Source organism: Betaproteobacteria bacterium (assembly GCA_016720065.1).
GTDB lineage: Bacteria > Pseudomonadota > Gammaproteobacteria > Burkholderiales > Rhodocyclaceae > SSSZ01.
On the sequence record JADJXY010000002.1, the window covers coordinates 1,453,435 to 1,475,530 of the forward strand.

Consider the following 22,096-nt stretch of genomic DNA (forward strand, 5'->3'; position numbering starts at 1 on the left):
TCATGCTTGCATCTGTGCGCAGATATCCAAATCGATCACTGCATCAGCCATGGCGGTCAGTTCCAGTGTCTGGGAAACATAGAACTCCCGCTGATAACCACCCAGACAAAGAACTGCCCGTTTCATCGCCATGAACATGCGCTTGCGCTCGGGGTCCAGCGGCCCATCGGCTTCGTCCGAGAACAAGGCACCATAACGGCGTCCCGTGCTCTGAGCTAGGTACAGCGCCACCGCCCGGATCAGGCACTCGTTGATCCATACCCGTTCGCCACCGCTCATCAGGCCGACGCTCTTGCTTTCGCCCGAGTCGCCATCGTGCACCTGGATGTCGAAACCTTCCTTCTGTTCGCCCTTGACGGTCTCGACCTGCGTCAGGATGGAGACCGTGAAACGGGAACCATAGGAAGCAAGCAGCAGATCGTTGGCCAGTCCCGCCAAGGCTGGTCCTGCATCGTCAATGGCCAGGGCAATTAAGCCATCATTGCTCATGCACTTGGCGAATAGGGTCCAGTTGCCCAACTCGGACTGGACATTGGTGATACGGCTCGCCACCTGTGCCTGGCGAGCTGCCAAGGCTGCTGCCTGCTGTGTCAGGAGAGCGAAGTTTTCGGCATCCCGCACGGTGCTCAGGTAATTCTGTTCGGCTGTAGCGACTGACTGCGCAGCATCTTCCATCTTCCTGCGCGACTCGCTCAGACGCTGCTCGTCATAGCATGGAGGCAAGGCCGCCAACACCTGCTTGAGCCTGTCCAGTGTGGCGCGGTAGTGCTTGGCCTGTTGCTCGTGCTGGGCTGCAATCGCTTGCCGCGCAGTGCCGATTTGTTGGCGCTCTGCCAACTCATCCGGTGTTCCCGCCCCTTGCTGGCAGGACGACGTTTCGTCACCCAACGCCGCCAGCTCCGCCTCAATCTCGGCGAACGCGTTCTTGGCTCGTGCCTGTTCTCCCGCCTTGGCTGCCAGTAGCGCATACCGCGAGCTTCTCGGGCCTGCCACCTCGGCACGATGTTCGGCCCACGCCAGTTTCTGGGGCGCCGCAGCAATCCCTTCGTACTGCCTGCCAAGAACCACCAACTCCTCTTGTGCCGCTGCCTTTTGGTCTGCCAGGCGCTTGATGGCAGCCTGGGCACCAGGAACCAGTGCCTGGGCTTCCCGCGCATCCCCCAAAAGTTGGCACAGCCCCTGCAGGTCGGTACCGGCACAGGGCACCATGCCAGTAAGGCCGAAGCGCCGTGCCAATTCTTCGGCTTTGAGCGCCGCCTGCCCGGCCTCGCGCTCGATCCCCGACAATCTTTGCCGGACCAAGTGCTCGGAAGCTTTGCACTGGGTCAGGCGCTGAGCCTGCTGGCGCCAGTGGCCGACCCGAGCCAGACGCAGCGACAGGACCTGTTCAGCCATGGGTAGACGGGCCTCGGCTTGCCGTACGGTCGGAGCACTGGCCAACACCTTGAGGCATTGTTGACGCTGATTGTGCAAAGCCAGCCGACGGTTGCGCTGCTGGGTCAGGCGTTGGGCGATACGCTGCTCCAGTCGTTCCAGGCGCTGAGACTCGCCATGCTCCTGGGCCTTCAAGGCTTCGATGGCCTCGGTGCCAGCCTGGATCACCGCGCTGCATTCGCCCTGAAGCTGCGTCCGACGCAGTTCAACACTCTGCGACTGCTCCCGTTCGGCCGCCAATTGCGCATGCTGGCTTCGGGCTGCGTCCAGGTTGGCCTGAGCCGCTTGGCGTGCCGCCAGACTCTGGGCGATGCGGCCCGCAGCGCCCTCAAGCCGTTGCAGTTCCCCGCCGATGCGTTGCGCATCATTATCTAATCCGGACTGCTCCTGCCATATCGCCGCCAGACCAAGTTTGAGTAGCCGCGCCGTTTCGGCTGCCTTCTGGCCTAGTGCCCGGATTTCCTCCTGCCCCAACAGATCAGCCAGCAGCGTCTTGATCTCGGCATTGCGATAGGCGCTCAACTGCCGTTTGCCCTGAGCGGAAAACACCGAGGTGAAGAAGGTGTCGGCATTGCCGCAGATCGCCTCAACGCAGCGGGTATAGGTCTCCACCTTGCCATCCGCAACGGTGCCATCTTCCAATACCATGGGTTTCCACGCACCATCATCAGAAAGAGCAAACAGGAATGCTTCAGTCTTGCGCCGGCCGGTGAGACGGATCACCACCTGCGAACGGTAGGTTCGGCCAGCGTGCGACCACACTAGGTCCTTCTCGTTTTCCGGAAGGCAGACGTGATCATAATAGGAAAAGCCGCCCGGACCCGCCGTCGCCGCCCGCGATGGCATGGTGAGATAGGGGTGCATATTTTCCATCACGGTGGTCTTGCCGCGCCCGTTGGTGCCGGCAATGGCGACCAACTCGGCACCGTCGGCCAGTTGCTCGAAATCCAGGGTGAGGACATCGCGTCCCAGACCGGCGCGGATACCGCGAAAGCCTTTGAGCGTTAGTGAAAGCGGTTGCATGAATGGACTCCAACTAAGTCACCAGAACAGTCTGCGATACAGACAAAGATCGGCAAGCTGCTCAGGTCAGAACAGCGACACGGGCTCAATATCGGTCATTGGCTCGACCATGGCGCTGCTCTCGCCACAGGGAATCTCCTGGCCCCGTAACACATGCTCGACTATGGCTTCGGGCTCCTGACCGGAAAGAGTCTGGAGGCAGGCGAGCAACGGTTCCACCCTGGCCTCGGTTACCTGCGCCCAGACCCGCACCTTGTCGGCCAGATGTGCCAACTGCGAAATTCCTGCCGCCCTGGTTCGCACCACCGGCACGATGCGTCCCTCCAACTTGGTTTCCGCGGCGCTCTCCAGCAAGCGCTCAATTGCGCTACGGTCGACTTCATGACGGTCTTCATCGGCAACCGTCCAGCGCACGCGCACGAAGGCACCGGCGATGTCCTGTTGGGCGACGGCAGCGCGGAGCGCGTCGAGGTCTGGTTTGCCGTCGAACACAACGTCGACCGTTCGGCGTGCCGGCGTCGCCTCCAGTGCAAAGCGCGCCTGATCGGCATCGACTTCCCACACCAGAAACCCCTTTTCGCCTTCCTCGCCGTAGTGAAATCGGCCAATGGAACCGGGATAGGCAATGCACTGCCGACCAGCCCTACCCTCCTGTTCCCAGAACTGATGCCGATGGATATGGCCGAGCATGAAGGCCTGCGCCTCGGCGGCGAACAGCGCCCCGGTGGTGAATTCATGATCGAAACCCGCCATTGGCACGTCGTGCTCGCTCAGGCAGCCGAATACGGTACCGTGCGAGACGCCGATGCTGGGCAGGCCTTGCAACCGCGCCGCCCGATTGATCGGCACAAAACCACGCAACAGGATGGCCAGATGCTCGCCAACCGCCTGTGCCGCATCCGCCGCACCGACCGCTGCGGCAACCGCCGCCTTGTTCACCGTCGGCACGCAGGAGAACAAGGCACGGGCACCGGCCGGCAGTTGATCGAAGCACCAGCCCGTCGAAACCAGCCATTGCCCCTGGGCGGTGAGTGCCACTTGTTCAATACGCTCGGCCACATGCACCGGATAGCGGCCGCCCAGCAGCTTGAAAATAGCCAGGGTGCCGGGCGGCTCATGCGAAAACGTGCCCTGCAGCATCAGCACCGGGCAATGGTCGGCCAGTCGCCGCACCTGGGCGAACAGTCGTTCGGCGGCCGGCGCATGTAAATCCAGCGCATGGTCGGTCGCATCCCCCGACAGCACCGCTGCTTCTACCCCCAGGGCAATGGCCCGGTCGATGGCGGCGCCGAAGCAGCGATCCGCCTCCATCCGATTTTTGGTGCCGTAGTGCAAATCAGAGAAATGCGCGATGCGGATCATGCCGTTCTCCCCCGGGACACCAACTGCATTTCGCTCTCGATCTTGTCACGGTAGCCCTGCGGATCGTTGCCGTAGCGCTCCAGTTCATTCCAGGCCTGGGCACGGCCATGTGGGTTGATCTTCCAGCCCGCTCCCCAGCGCCGGTCGGCGTAGGCCCGGTACTGCTCAGGCAGGATGTCATAAGCCAGCACCCGCGCCATCAGTTGCTCGAAACTGGGATGCCCGCTCTGGAGCAACGGCTCGTCGACAGACGAGACATCGACCATTGGGGATGACCGGACCTCGCCCGCATCAGATTGCACTGGTTCGATCGAGGCCTCGCCCATACTGCCTTGCAGCACCTGCGTCGCCAGTTGTGCCTGCAGCAGGGCCGTCTCGGTGTCCTCGTTCTCGCGCAGCAAGGCGGTGACATCCACCGGCGCCTCGAGATCGATGATCCACTGCGGTACGCGCACAGCCCTGCCCTGTTCGTCGATATGAGCCACCTCCATGAGTCTTTTGGTCAGGTAGAAAGGCGTGCGTTGCCGATCCAGGAAGCCAGAGATACGTCCGCCGCGCAAAAAGCCCACCGTCTCGAACTTCTGGATCGCCGCATTCATCGCGTAAAAACTGTTGGTGTGCAGTTCAAAGGCGCTGATCGAGCGGATGCCGGGTATGAAAAACAGAAAACGCCCGGTCAGGTTGCACTGACGCGCTTGGTATTCGCGGCAGGCCTCCGGTTCGCACAGGCCATTGTTCTCCTCGCGGACCATTGTCTTGCGCCCACCGAAGAGACGAATCGTGCGCCGCCCCGTATCGTCCACCGGCACCGGCGCATGGCACATGCAGTGGCGCACCCGACCATCAGCCGAGTATTGCGACCAGTAGTGCTTGTCGTGCATTCCCCAGGCCGCCAACTCGTGCGGCATCACGGTCTGCCAGTAGTCGGAAGGAAATACCACGGGAAAGCGGTACAGGTGCCGCCCCTCACCCCGGTCTTCGCTGTAGGCCGCCAGAATTTGCGCAGCGATTTCAGGATTGGGGAAATCCTGGCCCCGCACCGAAAACCACGGCACATTACGCGGTATCAATGGCGTTTTGAGGGCGGGTAGCACCTCGGTAATAGCGCGTTCGATCTGCTCGAAGGACTGGCCAGCGGCTACGCCCTGATCGTAGATGGCCTTGGCCTTGGGCTGCTCGGCGGCTTTCTTCGTCAGCACCTTGATACCGGCGCGGATTTTGCCGCCGGTCGGAATACGGGCGGGGCTTTGCCCGAGCAGGGTTGGTGTGATGCCGCCACCCGGTACGGCAACCGCTGGATGTGGGTTGAGATGGACCATGACGGCGCTCCTCCATGAAAGTCGGGATATTTCGACAATTCATGCTCTCGCGACTTCCCTTCGTTTCAACCCCAACGGAAACACTCCCGGCAAAAGCATCCCCTTGGCCGACGGTCATCTCAGTCTTAAAATATCGCCATGACCCGCTCCGAACTCATCGCCCAACTCGCCGAACGCTTTCCTCAACTGGTGCAGAAGGATGCTGAAATGGCGGTAACAGAGATTCTCGGGGCCATCCATGCGGCGCTGGTTCACGGTGACCGGATTGAGATTCGCGGGTTCGGCGTTTTCGACCTGAACCACCGCACGCCCCGCCAGGCACGTAATCCAAAAACAGGTGAACCTGTAGCGGTACCGGCAAAATGGGTTCCTGCCTTCAAGGCCGGGAAGGAATTGCGTGAACGAGTGATGGCAACAACCTCTCCTCAACGCTTGCTAATCGACCTGCCCGGCCATGGCGCAATCACCGACACCCGTCAGCGTGAATCAGAAATGCTTTTCAAGGATGGCATCGCCTGATCTGTCGACCATACCCAGGCCACCTCTCCCACCTTCGCAATGGCTTTCTCCTTCACCGCCCGCTCCTTGGGGTTCATGAACATGCTCAGCACATGCAGCGGCATGGGCGATGGCCCGGTATCCAGCAGTAGCGCATTCGGAAATGGCGCGGCACTGCGGGCATCGTAGCGTAGCGGCTTGACGAAGCGACGCTGCTGAGCGACCAGGGCATCAATCAGTGGAAGTTCATGCACACCCTCGATCGGTATCCACTGCTCGCTGGTCAACATCAGGCTTACCGAATCAATTTCGTAGGTGTGTTCACGGCGGGCACAGATCAGTGCGGCCATGACCAGCCTCACCGAGTGGTTGATGTCGGCATCGCGGGCCTCGAACAGTGGTGCGAAGACCCGTTCAATACGTTCCCAAGTACGGCCGGCGATCAGCAAGGGCGCATCCGGCATGTGACGAATCCAGACCCGGTGCCCCTGGGGTGTTGCCTCGCTGGTCTTGTATTCGCCGATGACGATGGCCAGCGGCGTCTGGCCGTCGCGCGGACGTAACACCGCCAGTTTCTCGCGTCGGCGCTGGGCGGCTTCGACCTTGCTGTTTTCACTGAAAGGTTCGGGGATATACAGGCGCTCGGCCAGCGGTACGCCCTTGACCGTGATTTCCTCGGCCGCCTCCAGCAGATATTTACGCAGCACTCCCTGGTTGCGCTTGCCGGCCATGGCCGGGCTCCAGCGGTTGAAGCCGGCGCGCTCGAACAGGAAGTGCATCAAGGCACGTAGCGACATGCGCCGTCGTGGCACACCGACCTCTGCCACGTCCTGTGCTTCGCCGCGCGGCACACTTTGCCCGATCACCCGCGTCCACGGAAAATCCACGCGGAGTTCGACCCGCCCCGGCTCGGACTCAAGCACCGCTTCACCCATCAGTTCGCCCAGGCCCGATTGCCGGGCTTCCGGCTCGTAGGAAGGACAGCCGGGATGGTGGGTGCTGCCGCTGTCCGGCATGCGCTTAACCACAAACAGGCTGTGGCGCGCTACGTACATTTCTACCCCGCCCGGCATGCACAGACAGCGTGGCCGTTCGAGGCTGTCATGAACCTGGGCCAAAGCCTCCTGTAACTGCGGATCATCGGCGCCAATTACGCGGCCTTTGATGGCAAAGTGCTGGGGGTCCATAGTGGCCGCGCCAGACTTAAACCAGTTCGTCGAGCAGTTCAGCCAGTGTCGGCTTCGGCCGGGGTAGCAGTTCCCGCACCGCGCTGCGTTCGCCGATACCCAGGATGGCACCAACCTGATCCTCGTCGGCACCTCGCTCATACATCCGCGACATCACTGTAAGACGTGCCGACTGGGCGCTCAGTCCCTTGAGTTCGGCGTAGCGGAACAACTTGCGATAGACCTCCAGGAGTGCCCGGCAAACAAAGCGATTCTGCCCTGGCTCACCGTTATTTGAAGCGATTCGGTAGGGTTCGCCACAAAGCGACAGAAACAAGCGGCTATCCGCACGTAATCCTCGGTAGTAGTCTGGCGCCCCGACGCCGTGCCCGCAATCGCAGCGCTCCCGGAAATAGGCCGTTAGCGCGTCATCGAGCCGGCGACTACTGAAATAGAGTGGCCTCAATTTGCCATTGATCGCCACCTCGGCACGTAATTCCGATTCACGGCACACACTGCCGTCGGCATGCAGGTAGTCGCGGACCTGGAGCCGAGCGATTTCCAGAGGGCGCAGGCCAGTGGCAAACAGCATGTAGTAGAGGGCGAGGTCGTGCCAGGTGCGACTGGTGCGGCCCTTGATGCGCACCGCGCCCTGGGCCACTTCCGCCGCGGACAATACGCGCGCCGGGCGGGTACCAACCGGCAGCAGCGGCACGAATCCGGCCAGCGCGACCAGGATGGCCTCGCGATGCAGGCGCAGTCGGCGCACAAATGCGGCGCCTTCTTCCTTGAGACCGTCCACGCCGACTACCTGGGTGAGTTGGACGGCGACTGACTTGATGCGCCGCTCAACTGCCGTACGCGAGATACCGAAGCGCACGGCTACCGTCTCGTAGGTATCACCGCCGATGACGGCACGCAGCATCTCAACCGATTGCAATGCATTTTCGTGGTGCTTGCTGACCTCCTGGCTGTCTTGCATGACCTGCATCTCCCATCCTATGTCGACCGACATCTTTCCGAATACTCAAGCGTCGACGCACCCATTGCCAGGCGAAATCGCCGGGAAAGGTGCGGGATTTCGTCATCAGATCAAGAGCACCATGATGCTCGGTAGAGCCCCCCCTGATCGAAGACGGTATGCACGCATTGCGCAGTGGATCGGTAGCGGCCCGGTTGCGGCGCAAACGACGCCGCTACGAGCCAATCTCCCATACTTGATTCGGAAATCAGACCGGTTCCCCTTGCTGCCCGATCCAGCGGCGGATATCTTCGGCACGCCAGACGGTCACGCGCTCCGAGAGTTTGACCGGATCCGGAAAAGTACGCGCCTGTATGCGCCGCCAGAGGGTCGATTTGGAAATAGGAACGAAAGCCAGCACTTGGGGCTGACGCAGGAACCCGGTCTCGGGGAGCGTCAGGATCGCAGTCGACATGACTGGTGGAGTAGAAAGAGGGTTGGAAGTCGCCGCCGTAGCGGAGACCCTGGAACGGATTTTTGGCACGATCGAACCTCGTTGCAGCTGACGCTGTTAAAGGATATGACCTGCTCTGTAGTGGCCGCGCTAGGTCAGGATGGCGCGAGCCGATAGGGAACGCTGAACTCGACGACATGCTGCGGGCGCCCCGGTCGCATAGCATGGAAAGATGAGCAAAAAATTGAATTTCGCCCCTTGATGGCCAAGGGCGTCCGGGTCGGGAAAAAACAGCCGATCCGGCACTGAACCGCGCTGCACATGCGGCAGCGGATCGTCGGGCAACAGGCAGGTATCGACTGCGACGCCGCCACGAAAGCGGTAAAGGTGCCCGGTGCACCTGGTCGGGCTGACGGAGAACCTGACTACACAATATGGGTGCCCGTTGGCAGGCGCAAGACGCTCCAGAACCCGCCCGCCTCAAGAGTCCGTGCCGGCCAGCGATTGGAGATGGCACAGGTAGAGAACCCATTCTGGCTCGCCGAGATCAAGCTTGCGGCCGGAAAACCGGATCGCGGGCAAATCTGGCCAGAATCAAGCTTGCCTTGGCGGAAAGGGCCATGGTTTGTGCTGGCGGCATCTCACAGAATCCCTTGAGGTGACTCAGGAAGCTTCCGTGGAGGTGTTTGAAGGGCTTCCCGCACACCATTGAGTTCCCTGTATTCCTCCCGTCGGCAGGAACATCTGCTACTTCGAGCGTTTACCCAAGTGTTCACAACAATTCCGCACTACCGACATAACGAATGCCCGATCATCGGGTCCAAGTTCGGAGATCCATGCGCCAAAGGTCGCAGCTTCGCTGGCCTCGACGGGTCCTTCTTTCGACAACAGATCGCCAGCAGAACAGCACAGCACAACCGCGAGCCTGTCTAGCGTAGGCAGCGATGGCAGATGTGCTCCGCGCTCAATGCGGGATACGGTTTCGACATCCACGCCGACCCGCTCCGCAACTGTTTCCTGTGTCCATCCCAACTGTTTGCGCCGCTTGCATAGGTTGCCCCCAAGGTGCCTCGCCAGAGCAACGGAGTCTTTCTTCTTTACCGCCATCATGTTGTCCTTTTAATCGACAAGAATGACGGTCTCCGAAGGGTTGAAACAGGGTGTCTTATATTGCTATATGAACCTACATACTTGTTGATTTCAGCTCAGAGGAAATGGCAAAGGGGACGGCGGGTCACTTTCCAAGACTTCGAATAATTGCGTGTCGAAGGTCATCACTGCCGGTTCGACCTCTCCATCACCTTCCGCCCTGGGTTCGTCCGCCCTATCTACCACGGCAGTCTCCTGCTGGCCGTCCGCGCTTCGGCCTTCGCCATCACGCGCGCCCATGGCGTTCATTCGCCGCCGCAGCCCCATGGCGAAATTGCGCGCGCCATTGGCGATATCGCGCACTTGCCGTTTGAGGCTCGCACGTTGAATATCCACTGCCTGCGTGGTGATCACTTCATGGATTTCCAGGGTCTGCAACAGTGGCATCAACTGGTCGAGTTTACCCAGCACCTCGAGAAAGCGGCGGCCACTGGATGACAGCACATGAACTTCGACATCCAGCGGCACAGTGTCATAGGTCGCCGTACTGGTGATGGCGTAGGCCTTGAAGAGCGCTTCAGCGCCATCGATGGCCTTGTTCAAACTCTCGCTCACCGTGTCCATCTGGGCGCGGATTGTGTCCTCGATCTTCGCCACGTCGTCATGGTCCAGCCTGGTACGAGCAATCACCGAGATGAAGTGCGCGTTGAGTTGCAGGGTATTGAACAGCCGCGCGAAGAAACGCTTGCCCTCGGCGCTAGTGAAACGCGTGGGCATTTTCAGGCTGGCGGCTTCTACTCGCCGAAAATCAGCCTTGGCCTCCTTGGCGAGGATGCGTGCGTTAACGCCACCCTCATCTATCTTGACGATCTGGATCTCTGACATGCCGTGCTCCTCGAAATACCGCTTTCGCAGCAATCTTCCGCAGAGGGCAGTTCATTCGCCACCGGAAATGGCCGACGCTTGAGGGGCCTTTCGGCATCGGGGCCAATCGAGGCGGATTTTCGGGATTGACCGCGGCAATGCCGGCCGCTACCTTTACGTCATGCAGTAGCTGGCCCTGCATTCAAACTAGGCAAGCCTTGGAGTAATCCGTTTGTCGCGCACCATTGAGTTTCGCAGGTGCGGCACTCGTCAGTCCTGCCGGTGGTGATTCCGCTGCCGATCGCACCCATGCCATCGCGGGAAGTTTTCGAGGCAGGGGCGCGGCGTCTCTGTTTCCGCTTCCCGGACGCCCTTCCCCCGAAAGCCTTTCTCGATCGGTCGCTGGTATACCGATCACGGCGGTTCGTACCGCCCGTTCAAGCCAGCCCTGGAGTTTCTTCTTTCCATAGCGCCGTACCGCCTCTAGCGGCTCGGCAGTTCGTCACCCCACGGGGGCATCTGCCCCCTGCCGTGGTGCGCGTTGCCTCCATTTTTCCTGGAGCCAACGATGCTGAATCAGAGCTTATCCCCCAAAGCTTCCCATCCCACGCCCGTGGACCCCGTATTCCCGCCCATCTTTTCCTCTTGGCCGGCTACCTCATATCACCGGCCGGCGGCGATTCCTGATCGCGCCGCGCTGGAGCAGATGCTCGACGATGCGGACGCACCGATCGAATGGAGCGAGGAAGACATCGTCTTCCTGCATTGGCGCCTGCTTGAAGAAGTCAGTCACCTGGCTGATCCCGCGACGCCCCTTGAAGAGAAGTTCGACACGCTGCGCTGGGTGTTCAGCGAACACGAAAAGGACGGCCTGCCGTTCTCCTTCGTCAGTTGCCTGCGCGTGGTCGGTTGCAGCCCCCTGTCGCCCATCGCCTATTGCGGCTTGGTCGACGCCGAAGAAATCCGCGGCCACATCCGCCACAGCCTCAAAGCCTGGTTTAGCGCCTCGCTGGAGCGTTACCCCGACTGGGTACGCGATGCCGTCGTCCACAACCCCGCCTGGATAGAAGCACGACTTTCCAAGAACCCCCAGTGGATCAACGAACAGATCAAGCGGATGTCCGTGCAAGGCGATTTGTTCGTTTAATCCCGTCCAACTTTTCAGGCTTGCTGCTAACGCGCAAGCCCCCCTATTCGAAGGAATCGTCATGAGCACTTTCAAGGATGTCCTTTGCCTGCTGGCGATCTTCGTCCTCTACGGCATCGCCGGACGTCTGGACTATGAAGACGCAGTCGGGCTGGAACAGATTCGCCAGGAACGGCTACGGGCATCTTGCCTGACGGATCTGCCGGCAGGCCACGACCCCTTGGCACGGATCAACGATCAAGACCTTGATCCGCCGAGCAATCATATGGATGCCGGACTGACTGCCGATGGCCTGCCCTGCTCCCCGTCCATGCTTTAAGGAAAGCGTATGTATACCGCAACGCATCTCGCCGGACGCGCAACGGCCCTGCTGACGGTCCAGGCCCCCGAAGACATCGAGTTCCTCATCAAGGAATGCGAAGTCCTCACCGGCCAGTCTGGTCGTACCTTCATCATCGCCGGCGCCGACTGGCTGGCCTACCGGGTGCACTGGCACCCGATTGGGCTGAAGGTCGAGCGTTTTGATGCCGCCGGTCAGGTCCTGAGCACCCGACACCTGCTGCCTAGAGAATTCCTCCGGCACAGCCTGATGGAAGCCCTGGCTGTCGGCCAGTTGTTTACACCGCCGGTCCGCCGTCTCGGCTGACTGGTCAACTTCCCCCTTGGCGGGCCAGTCCCGCCGGGACCGGTGCCGCCTGCATTCATGGAGCACATCATGCAGATACAGGTTCGAATCAACGAAGAAGGAGCTTTGCGCAACCAGCGCTATGCCTTCACCGACCGCTTCACGCTCATCTCCGAGTTGTTGCAAAATGCCCGCCGTGCCGGGGCGACGCACATCGAAGTCGACTACGATGCCGGCACGCAGATCCTGGTGGTCCAGGATAATGGCGGTGGTCTCGACGATTTCCAGAAACTTCTGAGTTTCCACGAATCGGGCTGGGATGATGCCACCAGTGCCGAGGAGCGCCCTTTCGGGGTCGGCTTCTCGAAGTGCCTCTATGCCGCCACGCGCTGTATCGTCGCCTCCCGCCATCAGCGAGTCGATATCGACACTACGGCGGCACTGGCCAAGGCGGCCATCGACGTCGAGTCCATGGCCGAGGCAGTAACCGGCACCCGGATAGAACTGCACGGGGTCGATCTGCCCGATTTGGGCAGCCGTATCGAGACCTTGTGCCTGGGTTTTCCGGTTGATGTGCTGTTCAACGGCCAGACGCTGGCGCGGCCATTTGCAGTTGCGAATATGACGACGATGACCAGCCCGATGGGCACGGTCCATCTCACCGGGACGCGGGACGGCAAGTTCAGCTACAACACATTTGTCTTCTTGCAGGGCTTCTGCGTCATGAAGCCCAACTACGGCTCGTTCGACGAGGTCAATGTCGTGCACCTGGATTCGCGCCAATTCATGGCGCGCCTGCCGGATCGCGACAAACTGATCGACGAGGACGTCCAGAAAAAGCGCATTGATGCCGAGTTGGCCGCCTGCTGGCGGCAGACGCTGGAGGTCGCCAAAAGCCAGCTTCCGCCTGAGCGCTTTGTTGCGATCTATTATGAGGCGATGCGCGCTTGGGGACACTGGGATCTACTCAACGATCTCGATGTGCTACCGGTCGAATTGTTCGACGAAATCGTCGACTATCCAATCCAAGACGATGACCGCAGCTATGTCCGGCAAGTTGCCGTAGCACCCACCCGGCAAGCCGTCGAGAGCGGCGAAGTGACGCTGGTTTCCCTCGACTGGTTGGACGACGACAACGCGGCGCGCTGGATGCTCGCCCGGGCCAAAGGCTATCTGATCTTCGACTGGATCGGCCTGAGTTCCGAGCACTGGGCATGGCGCTACGTGCGTTTCCTTGATCAGGAAACGGTGCGGGTCGAAGCGGTGTCTGAGCAGATCCGCGTGCAGTTGGAAGGACGCTGGGTATGGCCCACCGTGATCCTTTGCGACTCGGTGATCCTGCGTAGCACCAAGGACGTGGCCGAAATCACCGACGCTGGCGTCTGTCACGAGGATGTCCTGTACATCCCGGCCGGCGAGACCTCCGGTGAGTCGGTGCGTCAAGCGTCCTCCTTCATCGACGAGAACGAGCAGTTCCTCGCTTCGGACCTGGATGCGGACCGCGACGCACTAACAGATTTGATCCGTCGCCTGCGCTCTGTCGATCCGGTGCAGACATTGGATTCGTTATTGCAGGAGTTGCGGCTGGGCCGCTATCCCTTGCTCCATGGCAAGGCCTTCCAAGTCACCGTCGGCGTGGGCATCGCCCCCAACTATTCGGTAGCCCTGATCACTGAAGAAGGAGCATGCCATGCAGAATCATGAGTACGAAGCGCGTATCGAAGCGGTCAAGCAGCGAGCTCATGGCCGGTGGACGGAGATACTGGCGAGCCTGGGAGTCGATGAACGCATCCTCAAGCGGCGCAATCTGCCGTGCCCATTGTGTGGCGGCACGGATCGTTTCCAGTACACCGACAAGTTCGGTGAAGGGAACTATCACTGCCGCCAATGCGGTCCAGGTGGCGGGTTCAAGTTGCTGCAGGCACTCCAGGGCATAGATTTCAACACCGCATTGCGTGGCGTCGAGCGTTGTCTGGGGATGATGCCGGTGACGGCGCCAGTAAAGGCCAACGAGCCTTCGGCCGAGCACATGAAGAAACTGGCCCAGCGTATCTGGCACGAGGCCAAACCTGTGACGGCGGGCGATGAAGTCGATCGCTACCTGACCAGCCGGAGCGTGGCGTTGCCGGTCTATCCGAAGGTGCTGCGCTTCCATCCGGCGCTGGGCTACTACCAGAAGGATGCCGACGGCAAGTCGCACAAGGTCGCCGAGTATCCGGCCATGCTGGCGTGCATCCAGGGCGAGGACGGCCATGCGGTCACCTTGCACCGGACCTATCTCCAGGACGGCGCCAAGCTGGCCGTACCGGATGCGAAGAAGGTGCTGTCGTCCGGCATCAACGGGGCCGCAGTTCGTCTCTTCGAGGCGACCGAGGACCTGGGAATCAGCGAAGGCATTGAGAAGAGCATCGCGCTGTATCTCGCGACGGGACGGCCGTTCTGGGCCGGCTTGAACGCCGGGAATCTGGAGAAGTTGTGGATTCCCGACTCGGTTCGCCGAGTGTGGATCTACGCCGACAACGATGCCGACGGCGACTTTGCCGGCCAGGCCGGCGCCTTCGTACTGGCCCGGCGTCTGAAGCGCGAAGCGCATCGCACAGGCAGCCGCGAGGTGCAGGTGTTCGTGTGTTGAGTTGCACGCAAAACTGACCCACTAGCCCCATAGATTTGCATCGAATTTTGACCCACGTATAGACACTGACCTGCTCGGGAACGAGCGGGGGAATCAGGAGTGATCGACGTGGCGTTATTAAGCGTAATCAGGCGCTGGCACCTGCGGGATGGCATGGCCATCCGTGAAATTGCCAGGAGAACGGGCTTGTCCCGAAACACGATCCGGAAGTATCTGAGCACCGGCATCGTCGAGCCGAAATATCCTGATCGACATAGCCCGAGCAAGCTTGATCTGTTTGCGCCGAAGTTGGCCGCATGGCTCAAGACGGAAGCGAAGAAGAATCGCAAGCAGCGGCGAAATCTGCGGCAGATCTATGCCGACCTTACCTCTCTGGGTTATGAAGGCTCCTATGACCGGGTCGCTGCCTTCGCCAGGAATTGGCGACAAGCGCAGCAGGAAGCGGCCGGAACGACCGGTCGTGGCACTTTCATTCCGCTGACCTTTGCTCCAGGCGAAGCCTTCCAGTTCGACTGGAGCGAAGACTGGGCGGTCATTGCCGGCGTGAAGACCAAACTACAGGTGGCCCAACTCAAACTCTCGTACAGCCGGGCCTTCTTCCTGCGGGCCTATCCGTTGCAGACCCATGAGATGCTGTTCGATGCCCACAACCATGCTTTCCGGGTCGTGGGTGGCGTTCCCCGGCGCGGCATCTACGACAATATGAAGACAGCGGTGGATCGAATCCGGAAAGGCAAAGCCCGAGACATCAACACCCGTTTCAAGGCCATGGTCAGCCACTTCCTGTTTGAAGCCGAGTTCTGCAATCCGGCCTCCGGCTGGGAGAAGGGGCAGATCGAGAAGAACGTCCAGGACTCCCGGCATCGCATCTGGCAAGGTGCACCCGCCTTCGAGAATCTGGATGCCCTCAATGCCTGGCTGGAACAGCGCTGCCTGACGCTGTGGCAAGAACTGCGTCACCCTGAATTGCCCGGCACTGTCGCTGAAGCCTGGATCGATGAGCAGGCCCAATTGATGGCCGTGCCAGCCCCCTTCGATGGTTTCGTCGAACATACCAAACGCGTCTCGCCGACCTGTCTGATCAACTTCGAACGTAACCGTTATAGCGTTCCTGCTTCATTTGCCAACCGGCCGGTCAGCCTGCGGGTCTATGCCGATCATCTCGTGGTGGCGGCCGAAGGCAACGTGATCGCCGAGCACCCGCGCATCATCGATCGGCGACATGACTTCAGTCGCACAATCTACGACTGGCGGCACTACCTCTCTGTCTTGCAACGCAAGCCCGGTGCATTAAGAAATGGCGCACCCTTTGCCGAATTCCCCGACGGCTTCAAGCGCCTCCAGTCAGCCCTCCTGAAACGGCCAGGGGTGATCGGGAAATGGTCGATATACTTGCCCTGGTGCTCCATCACGATGAGCAAGCCGTACTGACAGCGGTCGAGATGGCCCTTGATGCGGGGGCTGCCTCGAAACAGCATGTACTCAATCTGCTCGGACGATTGGTGGAGTTGCCGCCACCGGCGCCAATCGATGCGCCGCAGGCGCTGGTGCTAAGGATCGAGCCACAGGCCAACGTCACGCGTTACGACAGTCTGAGGGAGGTACGTCATGTTGCCTGAGGCCATGATCACCACGCTGAAGTCGTTGAAGCTCTTCGGCATGGCACAAGCCATTGAGGAACTGGCGGCCCAGAGTTCGCCAGCCTATCTGAATGCGCAATCAATCCTGGATAGTCTGCTCAAAGCCGAACTGGCGGAACGGGAAGTTCGATCGGTCAATTACCAGATGAAGATTGCCCGCTTCCCGGCTTACCGTGATCTGTCGGGATTCGATTTTACGCAAAGCGTCGTCAATGAAGCTTTGGTTCGTCATCTGCATCGAGGAGAGTTCATGGACTCTGCCCACAATGTCGTACTGATCGGCGGGCCTGGCACCGGCAAGACCCATCTGGCCACCGCCATCAGTGTGCAGGCCATCATGCATGCCCATCAGCGGGTCCGCTTCTTCTCGACAGTCGATCTGGTCAATGCGCTGGAACAGGAGAAACTGGCCGGCAAACAAGGACAGATTGCCCATCGACTGGTGCATGCTGATCTGGTGATTCTTGATGAGTTGGGCTACCTGCCTTTCAGTCAGAACGGCGGCGCCCTGCTATTCCATCTGATGAGCAAACTCTACGAGAAGACCAGCCTGATCATCACGACAAACCTGAGTTTCTCAGAATGGGCCAACATATTCGGCGACCCGAAGATGACCACTGCGCTACTCGATCGGCTGACCCATCACTGCCATATCGTCGAAACCGGCAACGAAAGTTACCGCTTCAAGAACAGTTCAACCAAGGCTAGCAAGGAGGTGAAGACTAGAAATCCAGCAATGACCTGAGCCATACTTCGGCTCATTCGGGTGGGTCAGATTTCAGTGCAAATCCCGGGTCAGTTTTGCGTGCAACTCAACAGGCGATGCACCTCGAAGGTGAAACGCTCCCCGTTCAGGCAGACGTAAATCGCCCGGTGCAAGGGTGGCAGGCGGGAACAGCGAACATCGACGACAGGCCCCTGCACCTCCTCGATAACCCCCAGAGGCGGGCCATCCGGCGCCGGGCAACCCGGCACCAGTTCCTGATAGCAAGTCGATGGTCCACATGCATTCATGGTCAGGGCGCTTTCGCCAATGTCCCGATACGGTATTTTGCCAGCAGTTCGTCAGCATAAGGCGCGTGCGGACGACCTTTGGTTTTCGTGTTGTAGGCTTCCGTCGCCTCCTTCCCGCACCAGGGCAAGACGATGTCCGGCGGCGAGGGATGGGCCGGCAGGTAGGCACTGAGGTCATAGACCGATCCGCGAATCGCCATCCAGCAATTTCCCGGCGCGGCATGTTTGGCCAGTTCTGCCAGCGTGATGGTTTTTCCCTGAGCCTGTGCATCGCCCTGTTCGACAGGATTCCAAAGTGCGGAAGTCATGCCCAGCCCGAAAACGACCAGCCAGAAGGCTGTCGTCGAAACGATATAGAGTTTGCGTGTCATCGGAAGTCGAAATGCTCAAAATGGATTCGTTCAATGGGGACACTACGGTCAAGCAGAATCCGGGAAACAGCGTCGATCAAGCCCGGTGGACCGCAGACGTAGCACTCGTGGTTGACCAGTGCTTCAGCTCCTGGCAATAACCGGTTCAGATTCGGCACTCCCGTTCCCGTAGCCTCCGCCTGCAGGGCAAGTCCGGGGCTGTTTGCCGATAATTTGCTCAGTTCATCGAGATAGGCGGCATCCTGCTCGTCGCGATACAAATAGATCAGGGTCGTTGGCGTCTCGACCGGTTGCTGCCGCAGAAAGCCGATAAACGGCGTAATCCCGATACCCCCCGCCACCCACAACAGCGGGCGAGATGGCAAAGCCTTCAGGAATTCGCCAAAGGGGCCATGTACCCGGGCGGAAACGCCGGGTTCCAGGCGCTGCATGCGTCGAGTACAGTCGCCCAGAGCCTTCACCCCGATACGCAGCTCGTGCTCAAGCCCAATGCCACTGATGGTAAATGGATGAAATTCGCCACAGCCTTGATAGCTTGGCCCCCGAAAGAATGCCGTCAGGATGAATTGCCCCGGCACGGCATCGACCGGCATGGCCAATGGTTTCAGCGAAACCTCAACCATCGACTGCGCCACCGAGCGCACTGAAGTCACGATATAGGGCTTTGCAGCAGTTCCGAGGTCGACACGCAGCAGACGCCAGAACAGGAGCAGGACGGCGGCAGCCAGGGCAAGCAAGCCCCCGGCGCTAATCCCGAGTTGCAGGACATGGATAAAGCCGATCAAGACGCCCAGCCCAAGCAAGCCGTGCAGCCATCGCCAGGTACTGTAGGCAAGGCGGCTCATGAAGGTCGTGGCCAGACCCAGCATCAGGAAGATCAATCCAGCCCAGCCCAGCCAGACCGGCCAGTTTTCCGAAAACGGCGAGATGACTTGCCATGCCAGTTCAGGCGACTCGGCCCAACCGGCGGCGGCCAAGGCCAGTGGGTGCAACAGCAGCAACAGGTAAGCCGCCATGCCGGTTTGGTGATGCCAGGCGGTAATTCGCTCCAGTCCGCCCAGACTACTGGCCAGGCGAACCTCGCGCACCATCAGCAGCAAATTGAATAAAAGCAGACCTGCCCCCGCCCAGCCCAGGACGATCCCGACCGCACGCCAGAAAGGCAGCCCTTCGGGGAATGCCCAAAAGACAGGCGCCCCCACGAAGAGCCAAAGCAGGGTCGGCAGCGACAGGGTACGCAGGCGAGACATTGAGGATTCCGCCATGGTTTCGTTGCTTTAGCTCGCCGGCTTCAGATGCTCGCAGATATCGCGCCCACCGGTTGGCATTGCCGAGCCCTTCTCCTTGGCCCGTTGCTCCATCAGGCGGTGATGTTCTTGCTGGTAGGCCCGGCATTCATCAAGCGTCTTGAAGCCACGGACGCGCGCCTGGTGTTCGACGCGCTCCTCCGGGGTCATGAATTGCCAACCCCGGGTATTGTCTTCACTGGCCCGCCAAGGGCCGCGAGCCTCGGCGGTAAATGCTGAGACCAGCAGCAACGCGCCGGATAATGTCATCAACAATCTATGCGATCTCATGGGCAGCCTCCCTGCGCCAGCGTTATCGGTATTTCAGGCCGGGTCCTTGCCCTGCTCCTGCTCGGCCTCGAAGAGCATGGTCGCCAAGGCGTTCAGCCCTTCCTTTTCAGCCGCCTCCGATATTTCTTCCAGACGGGCACCCGCATCGATCAGACGTGCCGTTTCACAGGCCGGCGGCAGCCCTTGACGGAACTCCTTGAGGCGCTCGGCCAGTGCGCCGGTGACTCGTGCCGAGTTGTCGAGGTGGCCGTCTTCAGCCCCTTCCTCACAGGCCTCGAACAAGGCCCCAGCCAAGGCATGCAAGCCTTCATCGGTGGCACAGGCTGCAATCTCTTCCGCTGACGCTCCTCTGGCGATGGCGGCGGCGGTCTTGCTGTCATTGGGCAGCGTTCCTTCGAAGGACGCCAGAATCTGTTTGATCAGTTCCATTTCAGTCTCCTCTTGTGATTGGCCAGCACCATCATGATGCGCTCAATAACCGGAACAAGGAATGCAAACGGGCTGACCATCCCTGGTTCGCACATAGCGCTCGAACACATACTCGCCACAGGCACTGCATTTGGTTTTATTGAAGGAGCCTTTCACCGGCGTAAATTTGAAATCGGGCTTGTCTTCGACCTTGAAAACGAAGTCATCCGCCTGCTCATAGACCCAGTTGATGATCTCGTCGCGCGCCTCGGCGGGAATCAGCGAGGGCTCCATGCCCTGCTTGCGGAACGCGAAGAACGGGAATTTGCCCATGGCATCGATGAATTCCGGTTTCAGCGAGAAACGGACCGCACCTTTGGCCGGGTGATAGAAAACGGCGGCCAACTTGCCATAGAAGGTTTTGGCGATCATCACCTTGCCATAAGTCGCCCCGGTCGCGACCTGGAGACCGTCCATCAGGCAGGTTTGCGGGTGACCTTCGCCGAGTTCCGGGAAGACAAAGAAGCCGTGGTCCTTTTCGCGCTCGACGCCGAGTTTTTCCATAGCCAGCCGTGCCATCCGGTAGCCGAGTGGCATGAATGGACATTGGTGACCGTGAAATTCAAAAGCCCATTCGGGGGGAATGAAGGGGGTTGTCATGATCGTCTCCTGGAAAAGGTGCTCTTGCTTGTGAAGACGACACTACCCAGGAAAAGATGCAGGCTGATTCAGCTTTCGTAAGCCGGCTGCAGCACGATATTCACTTTACGGCAGACCAAAGTGGGCATAATCACTGCATCGAAACAACCGATCACCGCAGATCACATCGGCCGCTGCGAGAGAAGTGGATACCTTGCGGCTCGTCGCTATGCAATTCAGCCTGAAAGGTGACATGTTGAATCCCTTCATGCTCGGCGATTTCAGTTAAGCCGAGCAGTATCCCGGGCCAGTCGAACAGATTGGCGATACGGACATGCGCGGTAAGCGCCATCTTTTCCGAGGCAATTGGCCAGACATGCAGATCGTGGATTTCCTTTACGCCCTGGACCCCTGCCAACTCCCGCCCCAATTCGTCGAGATCGATATGGAAGGGCACGCCGTCCAGCGTCCCGTGCAAGGCTTCCTTCAGCAGCCGCACGCTCGATGAAAGGATGAGGCCGCCGATCAGCAGCGAAAGCAGCGGATCGATCGGCGTCCAGTTCGTGAAGTAGATGACTGCCCCGGCCACAATCGCCGCCACCGAACCCAGCACATCGCCCATGACGTGCAGCAGCGCACCACGGACATTGAGATTCTGCTCACCCCGGGAAAGAATCCAGGCAACCCCCAGATTCACCAGCAAGCCGATGATCGCCACGATCCCGACCGTAGCGCCATCGATACTGGCCGGTGATTGCAGGCGCTGCCACGCTTCGACGCCAATGCCGAAAACCACGGCCAGCATGGAGAGCGCATTGACCAGCGCAGCCAGCAGTTCGGCCTTGCCCAGCCCATAGCTATGGCGCCGGCTCGGCGGCAACGAAGCCAGCCAGGCAGCCAGCGCCGACAAACCGAGCGCCGCACCATCGGTCACCATGTGACCGGCATCGGCCAGCAGGGCCAGCGAACCGGCCCGCCATCCCGACAGCATCTCGACCACGGCATAGCCCAGCGTCAGTATCAGTGCGATCACCAAGCTTCGACCAGCGGCGCGATGGGTATGGGCGTGTTCATGTTCATGATCGTGGTCGTGCTCAACCGGGCTTGTGGCCATTACAGGAGACTCCAGGCAGTTTTGATGGCCACGGCGACCAGAACGAGGGCAATGACGCGTTTGAGTTGCTCGGCCCGTAGTTTCTCGCTCGCCAGCCAGGCACCCAGCCCGGCCCCGATGGCGGTGGCGACGACGGTGGTGGCCAATAGGTCAGGACTAATTTCGGCGACTTGCACGTGCGCCAGAAAACCGGAGAGCGAGGCAAAGATCACCACGAAGGAGGCGCTGGCCGAGGCTCGCTTTGGCTCCAGGCCGGAGGCGACCAAGGCCGGCACGATGATGTTCCCGCCGCCCACCCCGAGCAGCCCGCCAACAAAGCCGGCGACGGCACCGACGGGAGTACCGAGAAGCAGGCCGGAATGCGCGGAATGCGGCACCGACCGGGGCTTTGGACGGTAGAACCACATCATGCTGCTGGCAAACAACAGGAAGCCGACAAACAGCCACAAGAGCATGGCGCGATCCATCCCCTGCCCGACGCGAACCCCGAGCGGCGACGCCAGCACCGCAACCAGCAGCATCGGCACGACCAGTTTCCAAGCGACCAAGCCCTTGCGCACGAAGGTGAACGAGGCAATGCTCATGCCTATCGTATTGAGGAGCAAGGCCGTGGCCATGGCTGAATGCAGTTCCACGCCAAGGGCAAGAAAGACCGGGATCAGCACGAATGCGGCGCCCACCCCGGCCATCGACAGGACCGTCGTCAAAACCAGCGTGACCACAGCAGCAATCAGCAACGTCACGACGCGCCCCTCAATG

The 22,096-nt window shown here is 60.3% G+C and carries 22 protein-coding genes and 2 pseudogenes; 8 read left to right on the plus strand and 16 right to left on the minus strand.

The window, feature by feature from the left end:
- From IPM73_09920 to IPM73_09930, 3 genes are all read right to left on the minus strand, one after another.
- A complete protein-coding gene (locus IPM73_09920; GenBank protein ID MBK8918346.1) occupies window positions 1-2,457 on the minus strand; it encodes a DNA repair protein in 2,457 nt (818 codons plus the stop codon).
- A 66-nt stretch (window positions 2,458-2,523) separates the two neighbouring features.
- Window positions 2,524-3,819, minus strand: coding sequence for a metallophosphatase family protein (locus IPM73_09925; GenBank protein ID MBK8918347.1), 1,296 nt, complete (start codon window positions 3,817-3,819; stop codon window positions 2,524-2,526).
- A complete protein-coding gene (locus tag IPM73_09930) occupies window positions 3,816-5,138 on the minus strand; it encodes a hypothetical protein (protein ID MBK8918348.1) in 1,323 nt (440 codons plus the stop codon). Before IPM73_09930 ends, IPM73_09925 begins: the two co-directional genes overlap by 4 nt.
- A gap of 138 nt (window positions 5,139-5,276) precedes the next feature.
- Between IPM73_09930 and IPM73_09935 the strand changes: the two genes are divergently transcribed.
- A complete protein-coding gene (locus IPM73_09935; GenBank protein MBK8918349.1) occupies window positions 5,277-5,657 on the plus strand; it encodes an integration host factor subunit beta in 381 nt (126 codons plus the stop codon).
- On the opposite strand, the gene IPM73_09940 is transcribed toward IPM73_09935, so the two are convergent.
- From IPM73_09940 to IPM73_09960, 5 genes are all read right to left on the minus strand, one after another.
- On the minus strand, window positions 5,615-6,823 hold the full coding sequence (locus tag IPM73_09940; protein ID MBK8918350.1) for a DUF1173 domain-containing protein: 1,209 nt from the start codon (window positions 6,821-6,823) through the stop codon (window positions 5,615-5,617). The genes IPM73_09935 and IPM73_09940 overlap by 43 nt on opposite strands.
- A gap of 16 nt (window positions 6,824-6,839) precedes the next feature.
- Entirely contained in the window at window positions 6,840-7,793 is a 954-nt protein-coding gene (locus IPM73_09945) for a site-specific integrase (GenBank protein MBK8918351.1), read from the minus strand.
- Between the two features lie 238 nt (window positions 7,794-8,031).
- A complete protein-coding gene (locus tag IPM73_09950) occupies window positions 8,032-8,307 on the minus strand; it encodes an AlpA family phage regulatory protein (protein ID MBK8918352.1) in 276 nt (91 codons plus the stop codon).
- A gap of 657 nt (window positions 8,308-8,964) precedes the next feature.
- Window positions 8,965-9,327 carry a helix-turn-helix transcriptional regulator gene (locus IPM73_09955; protein ID MBK8918353.1) on the minus strand — a complete coding sequence of 121 codons (363 nt, stop codon included), beginning with the start codon at window positions 9,325-9,327 and terminating at the stop codon, window positions 8,965-8,967.
- Between the two features lie 90 nt (window positions 9,328-9,417).
- Window positions 9,418-10,191, minus strand: coding sequence for a DUF1845 family protein (locus tag IPM73_09960; GenBank protein MBK8918354.1), 774 nt, complete (start codon window positions 10,189-10,191; stop codon window positions 9,418-9,420).
- Window positions 10,192-10,738: 547 nt separating this feature from the next.
- On the opposite strand from IPM73_09960, the gene IPM73_09965 reads away from it, so the two are divergent.
- From IPM73_09965 to IPM73_09995, 7 genes and pseudogenes are all read left to right on the plus strand, one after another.
- The gene (locus IPM73_09965; protein MBK8918355.1) at window positions 10,739-11,317 is read left to right on the plus strand and encodes a hypothetical protein; all 579 of its coding nucleotides are present in this window, start codon (window positions 10,739-10,741) and stop codon (window positions 11,315-11,317) included.
- A gap of 61 nt (window positions 11,318-11,378) precedes the next feature.
- Complete coding sequence (locus IPM73_09970) at window positions 11,379-11,636, plus strand: hypothetical protein (GenBank protein ID MBK8918356.1); 258 nt, start codon at window positions 11,379-11,381, stop codon at window positions 11,634-11,636.
- Between the two features lie 9 nt (window positions 11,637-11,645).
- Entirely contained in the window at window positions 11,646-11,963 is a 318-nt protein-coding gene (locus IPM73_09975; protein ID MBK8918357.1) for a hypothetical protein, read from the plus strand.
- Window positions 11,964-12,032: 69 nt separating this feature from the next.
- Window positions 12,033-13,646 carry an ATP-binding protein gene (locus tag IPM73_09980; protein MBK8918358.1) on the plus strand — a complete coding sequence of 538 codons (1,614 nt, stop codon included), beginning with the start codon at window positions 12,033-12,035 and terminating at the stop codon, window positions 13,644-13,646.
- A pseudogene (locus IPM73_09985) lies at window positions 13,633-14,568 on the plus strand (toprim domain-containing protein). Before IPM73_09980 ends, IPM73_09985 begins: the two are co-directional and overlap by 14 nt.
- Window positions 14,569-14,682: 114 nt before the next feature.
- Window positions 14,683-16,193: pseudogene (locus tag IPM73_09990) on the plus strand (IS21 family transposase).
- Window positions 16,183-16,959, plus strand: a complete 777-nt coding sequence (locus tag IPM73_09995; protein ID MBK8918359.1) for an ATP-binding protein — start codon at window positions 16,183-16,185, stop codon at window positions 16,957-16,959. The pseudogene IPM73_09990 and the gene IPM73_09995 overlap by 11 nt, the downstream one beginning before the upstream one ends.
- 50 nt (window positions 16,960-17,009) lie before the next feature.
- Here the strand turns inward: IPM73_09995 and IPM73_10000 are convergent, their stop codons facing one another.
- The 8 genes from IPM73_10000 to IPM73_10035 all read right to left on the minus strand — a co-directional run bounded on the left by IPM73_10000 (window position 17,010) and on the right by IPM73_10035 (window position 22,080).
- A complete protein-coding gene (locus IPM73_10000; GenBank protein MBK8918360.1) occupies window positions 17,010-17,228 on the minus strand; it encodes a hypothetical protein in 219 nt (72 codons plus the stop codon).
- Window positions 17,229-17,230: 2 nt separating this feature from the next.
- Window positions 17,231-17,599: a cytochrome b5 domain-containing protein gene (locus IPM73_10005; protein ID MBK8918361.1), complete on the minus strand. Its 369-nt coding sequence runs from the start codon at window positions 17,597-17,599 to the stop codon at window positions 17,231-17,233.
- A complete protein-coding gene (locus IPM73_10010; protein MBK8918362.1) occupies window positions 17,596-18,849 on the minus strand; it encodes a ferric reductase-like transmembrane domain-containing protein in 1,254 nt (417 codons plus the stop codon). The genes IPM73_10005 and IPM73_10010 overlap by 4 nt, the downstream gene beginning before the upstream one ends.
- Window positions 18,850-18,876: 27 nt before the next feature.
- On the minus strand, window positions 18,877-19,176 hold the full coding sequence (locus tag IPM73_10015; protein MBK8918363.1) for a hypothetical protein: 300 nt from the start codon (window positions 19,174-19,176) through the stop codon (window positions 18,877-18,879).
- Between the two features lie 33 nt (window positions 19,177-19,209).
- Entirely contained in the window at window positions 19,210-19,605 is a 396-nt protein-coding gene (locus IPM73_10020; GenBank protein ID MBK8918364.1) for a hypothetical protein, read from the minus strand.
- 42 nt (window positions 19,606-19,647) lie between these two features.
- Window positions 19,648-20,244: a TraR/DksA C4-type zinc finger protein gene (locus IPM73_10025; GenBank protein MBK8918365.1), complete on the minus strand. Its 597-nt coding sequence runs from the start codon at window positions 20,242-20,244 to the stop codon at window positions 19,648-19,650.
- A 151-nt stretch (window positions 20,245-20,395) separates the two neighbouring features.
- Window positions 20,396-21,337, minus strand: a complete 942-nt coding sequence (locus IPM73_10030; GenBank protein MBK8918366.1) for a cation transporter — start codon at window positions 21,335-21,337, stop codon at window positions 20,396-20,398.
- Entirely contained in the window at window positions 21,337-22,080 is a 744-nt protein-coding gene (locus IPM73_10035; GenBank protein MBK8918367.1) for a sulfite exporter TauE/SafE family protein, read from the minus strand. Before IPM73_10035 ends, IPM73_10030 begins: the two co-directional genes overlap by 1 nt.
- Window positions 22,081-22,096: the final 16 nt, after the last annotated feature.

Coding starts and splice junctions, on each gene's coding strand:
- IPM73_09920 (MBK8918346.1), bottom strand. CDS start 2,457: ATGCAACCGCTTTCACTAACGCTCAAAGGCTTTCGCGGTATCCGCGCC.
- IPM73_09925 (MBK8918347.1), bottom strand. CDS start 3,819: ATGATCCGCATCGCGCATTTCTCTGATTTGCACTACGGCACCAAAAAT.
- IPM73_09930 (MBK8918348.1), bottom strand. CDS start 5,138: ATGGTCCATCTCAACCCACATCCAGCGGTTGCCGTACCGGGTGGCGGC.
- IPM73_09935 (MBK8918349.1), top strand. CDS start 5,277: ATGACCCGCTCCGAACTCATCGCCCAACTCGCCGAACGCTTTCCTCAA.
- IPM73_09940 (MBK8918350.1), bottom strand. CDS start 6,823: ATGGACCCCCAGCACTTTGCCATCAAAGGCCGCGTAATTGGCGCCGAT.
- IPM73_09945 (MBK8918351.1), bottom strand. CDS start 7,793: ATGCAGGTCATGCAAGACAGCCAGGAGGTCAGCAAGCACCACGAAAAT.
- IPM73_09955 (MBK8918353.1), bottom strand. CDS start 9,327: ATGATGGCGGTAAAGAAGAAAGACTCCGTTGCTCTGGCGAGGCACCTT.
- IPM73_09960 (MBK8918354.1), bottom strand. CDS start 10,191: ATGTCAGAGATCCAGATCGTCAAGATAGATGAGGGTGGCGTTAACGCA.
- IPM73_09965 (MBK8918355.1), top strand. CDS start 10,739: ATGCTGAATCAGAGCTTATCCCCCAAAGCTTCCCATCCCACGCCCGTG.
- IPM73_09970 (MBK8918356.1), top strand. CDS start 11,379: ATGAGCACTTTCAAGGATGTCCTTTGCCTGCTGGCGATCTTCGTCCTC.
- IPM73_09975 (MBK8918357.1), top strand. CDS start 11,646: ATGTATACCGCAACGCATCTCGCCGGACGCGCAACGGCCCTGCTGACG.
- IPM73_09980 (MBK8918358.1), top strand. CDS start 12,033: ATGCAGATACAGGTTCGAATCAACGAAGAAGGAGCTTTGCGCAACCAG.
- IPM73_09995 (MBK8918359.1), top strand. CDS start 16,183: ATGTTGCCTGAGGCCATGATCACCACGCTGAAGTCGTTGAAGCTCTTC.
- IPM73_10000 (MBK8918360.1), bottom strand. CDS start 17,228: ATGAATGCATGTGGACCATCGACTTGCTATCAGGAACTGGTGCCGGGT.
- IPM73_10005 (MBK8918361.1), bottom strand. CDS start 17,599: ATGACACGCAAACTCTATATCGTTTCGACGACAGCCTTCTGGCTGGTC.
- IPM73_10010 (MBK8918362.1), bottom strand. CDS start 18,849: ATGTCTCGCCTGCGTACCCTGTCGCTGCCGACCCTGCTTTGGCTCTTC.
- IPM73_10015 (MBK8918363.1), bottom strand. CDS start 19,176: ATGAGATCGCATAGATTGTTGATGACATTATCCGGCGCGTTGCTGCTG.
- IPM73_10020 (MBK8918364.1), bottom strand. CDS start 19,605: ATGGAACTGATCAAACAGATTCTGGCGTCCTTCGAAGGAACGCTGCCC.
- IPM73_10025 (MBK8918365.1), bottom strand. CDS start 20,244: ATGACAACCCCCTTCATTCCCCCCGAATGGGCTTTTGAATTTCACGGT.
- IPM73_10030 (MBK8918366.1), bottom strand. CDS start 21,337: ATGGCCACAAGCCCGGTTGAGCACGACCACGATCATGAACATGAACAC.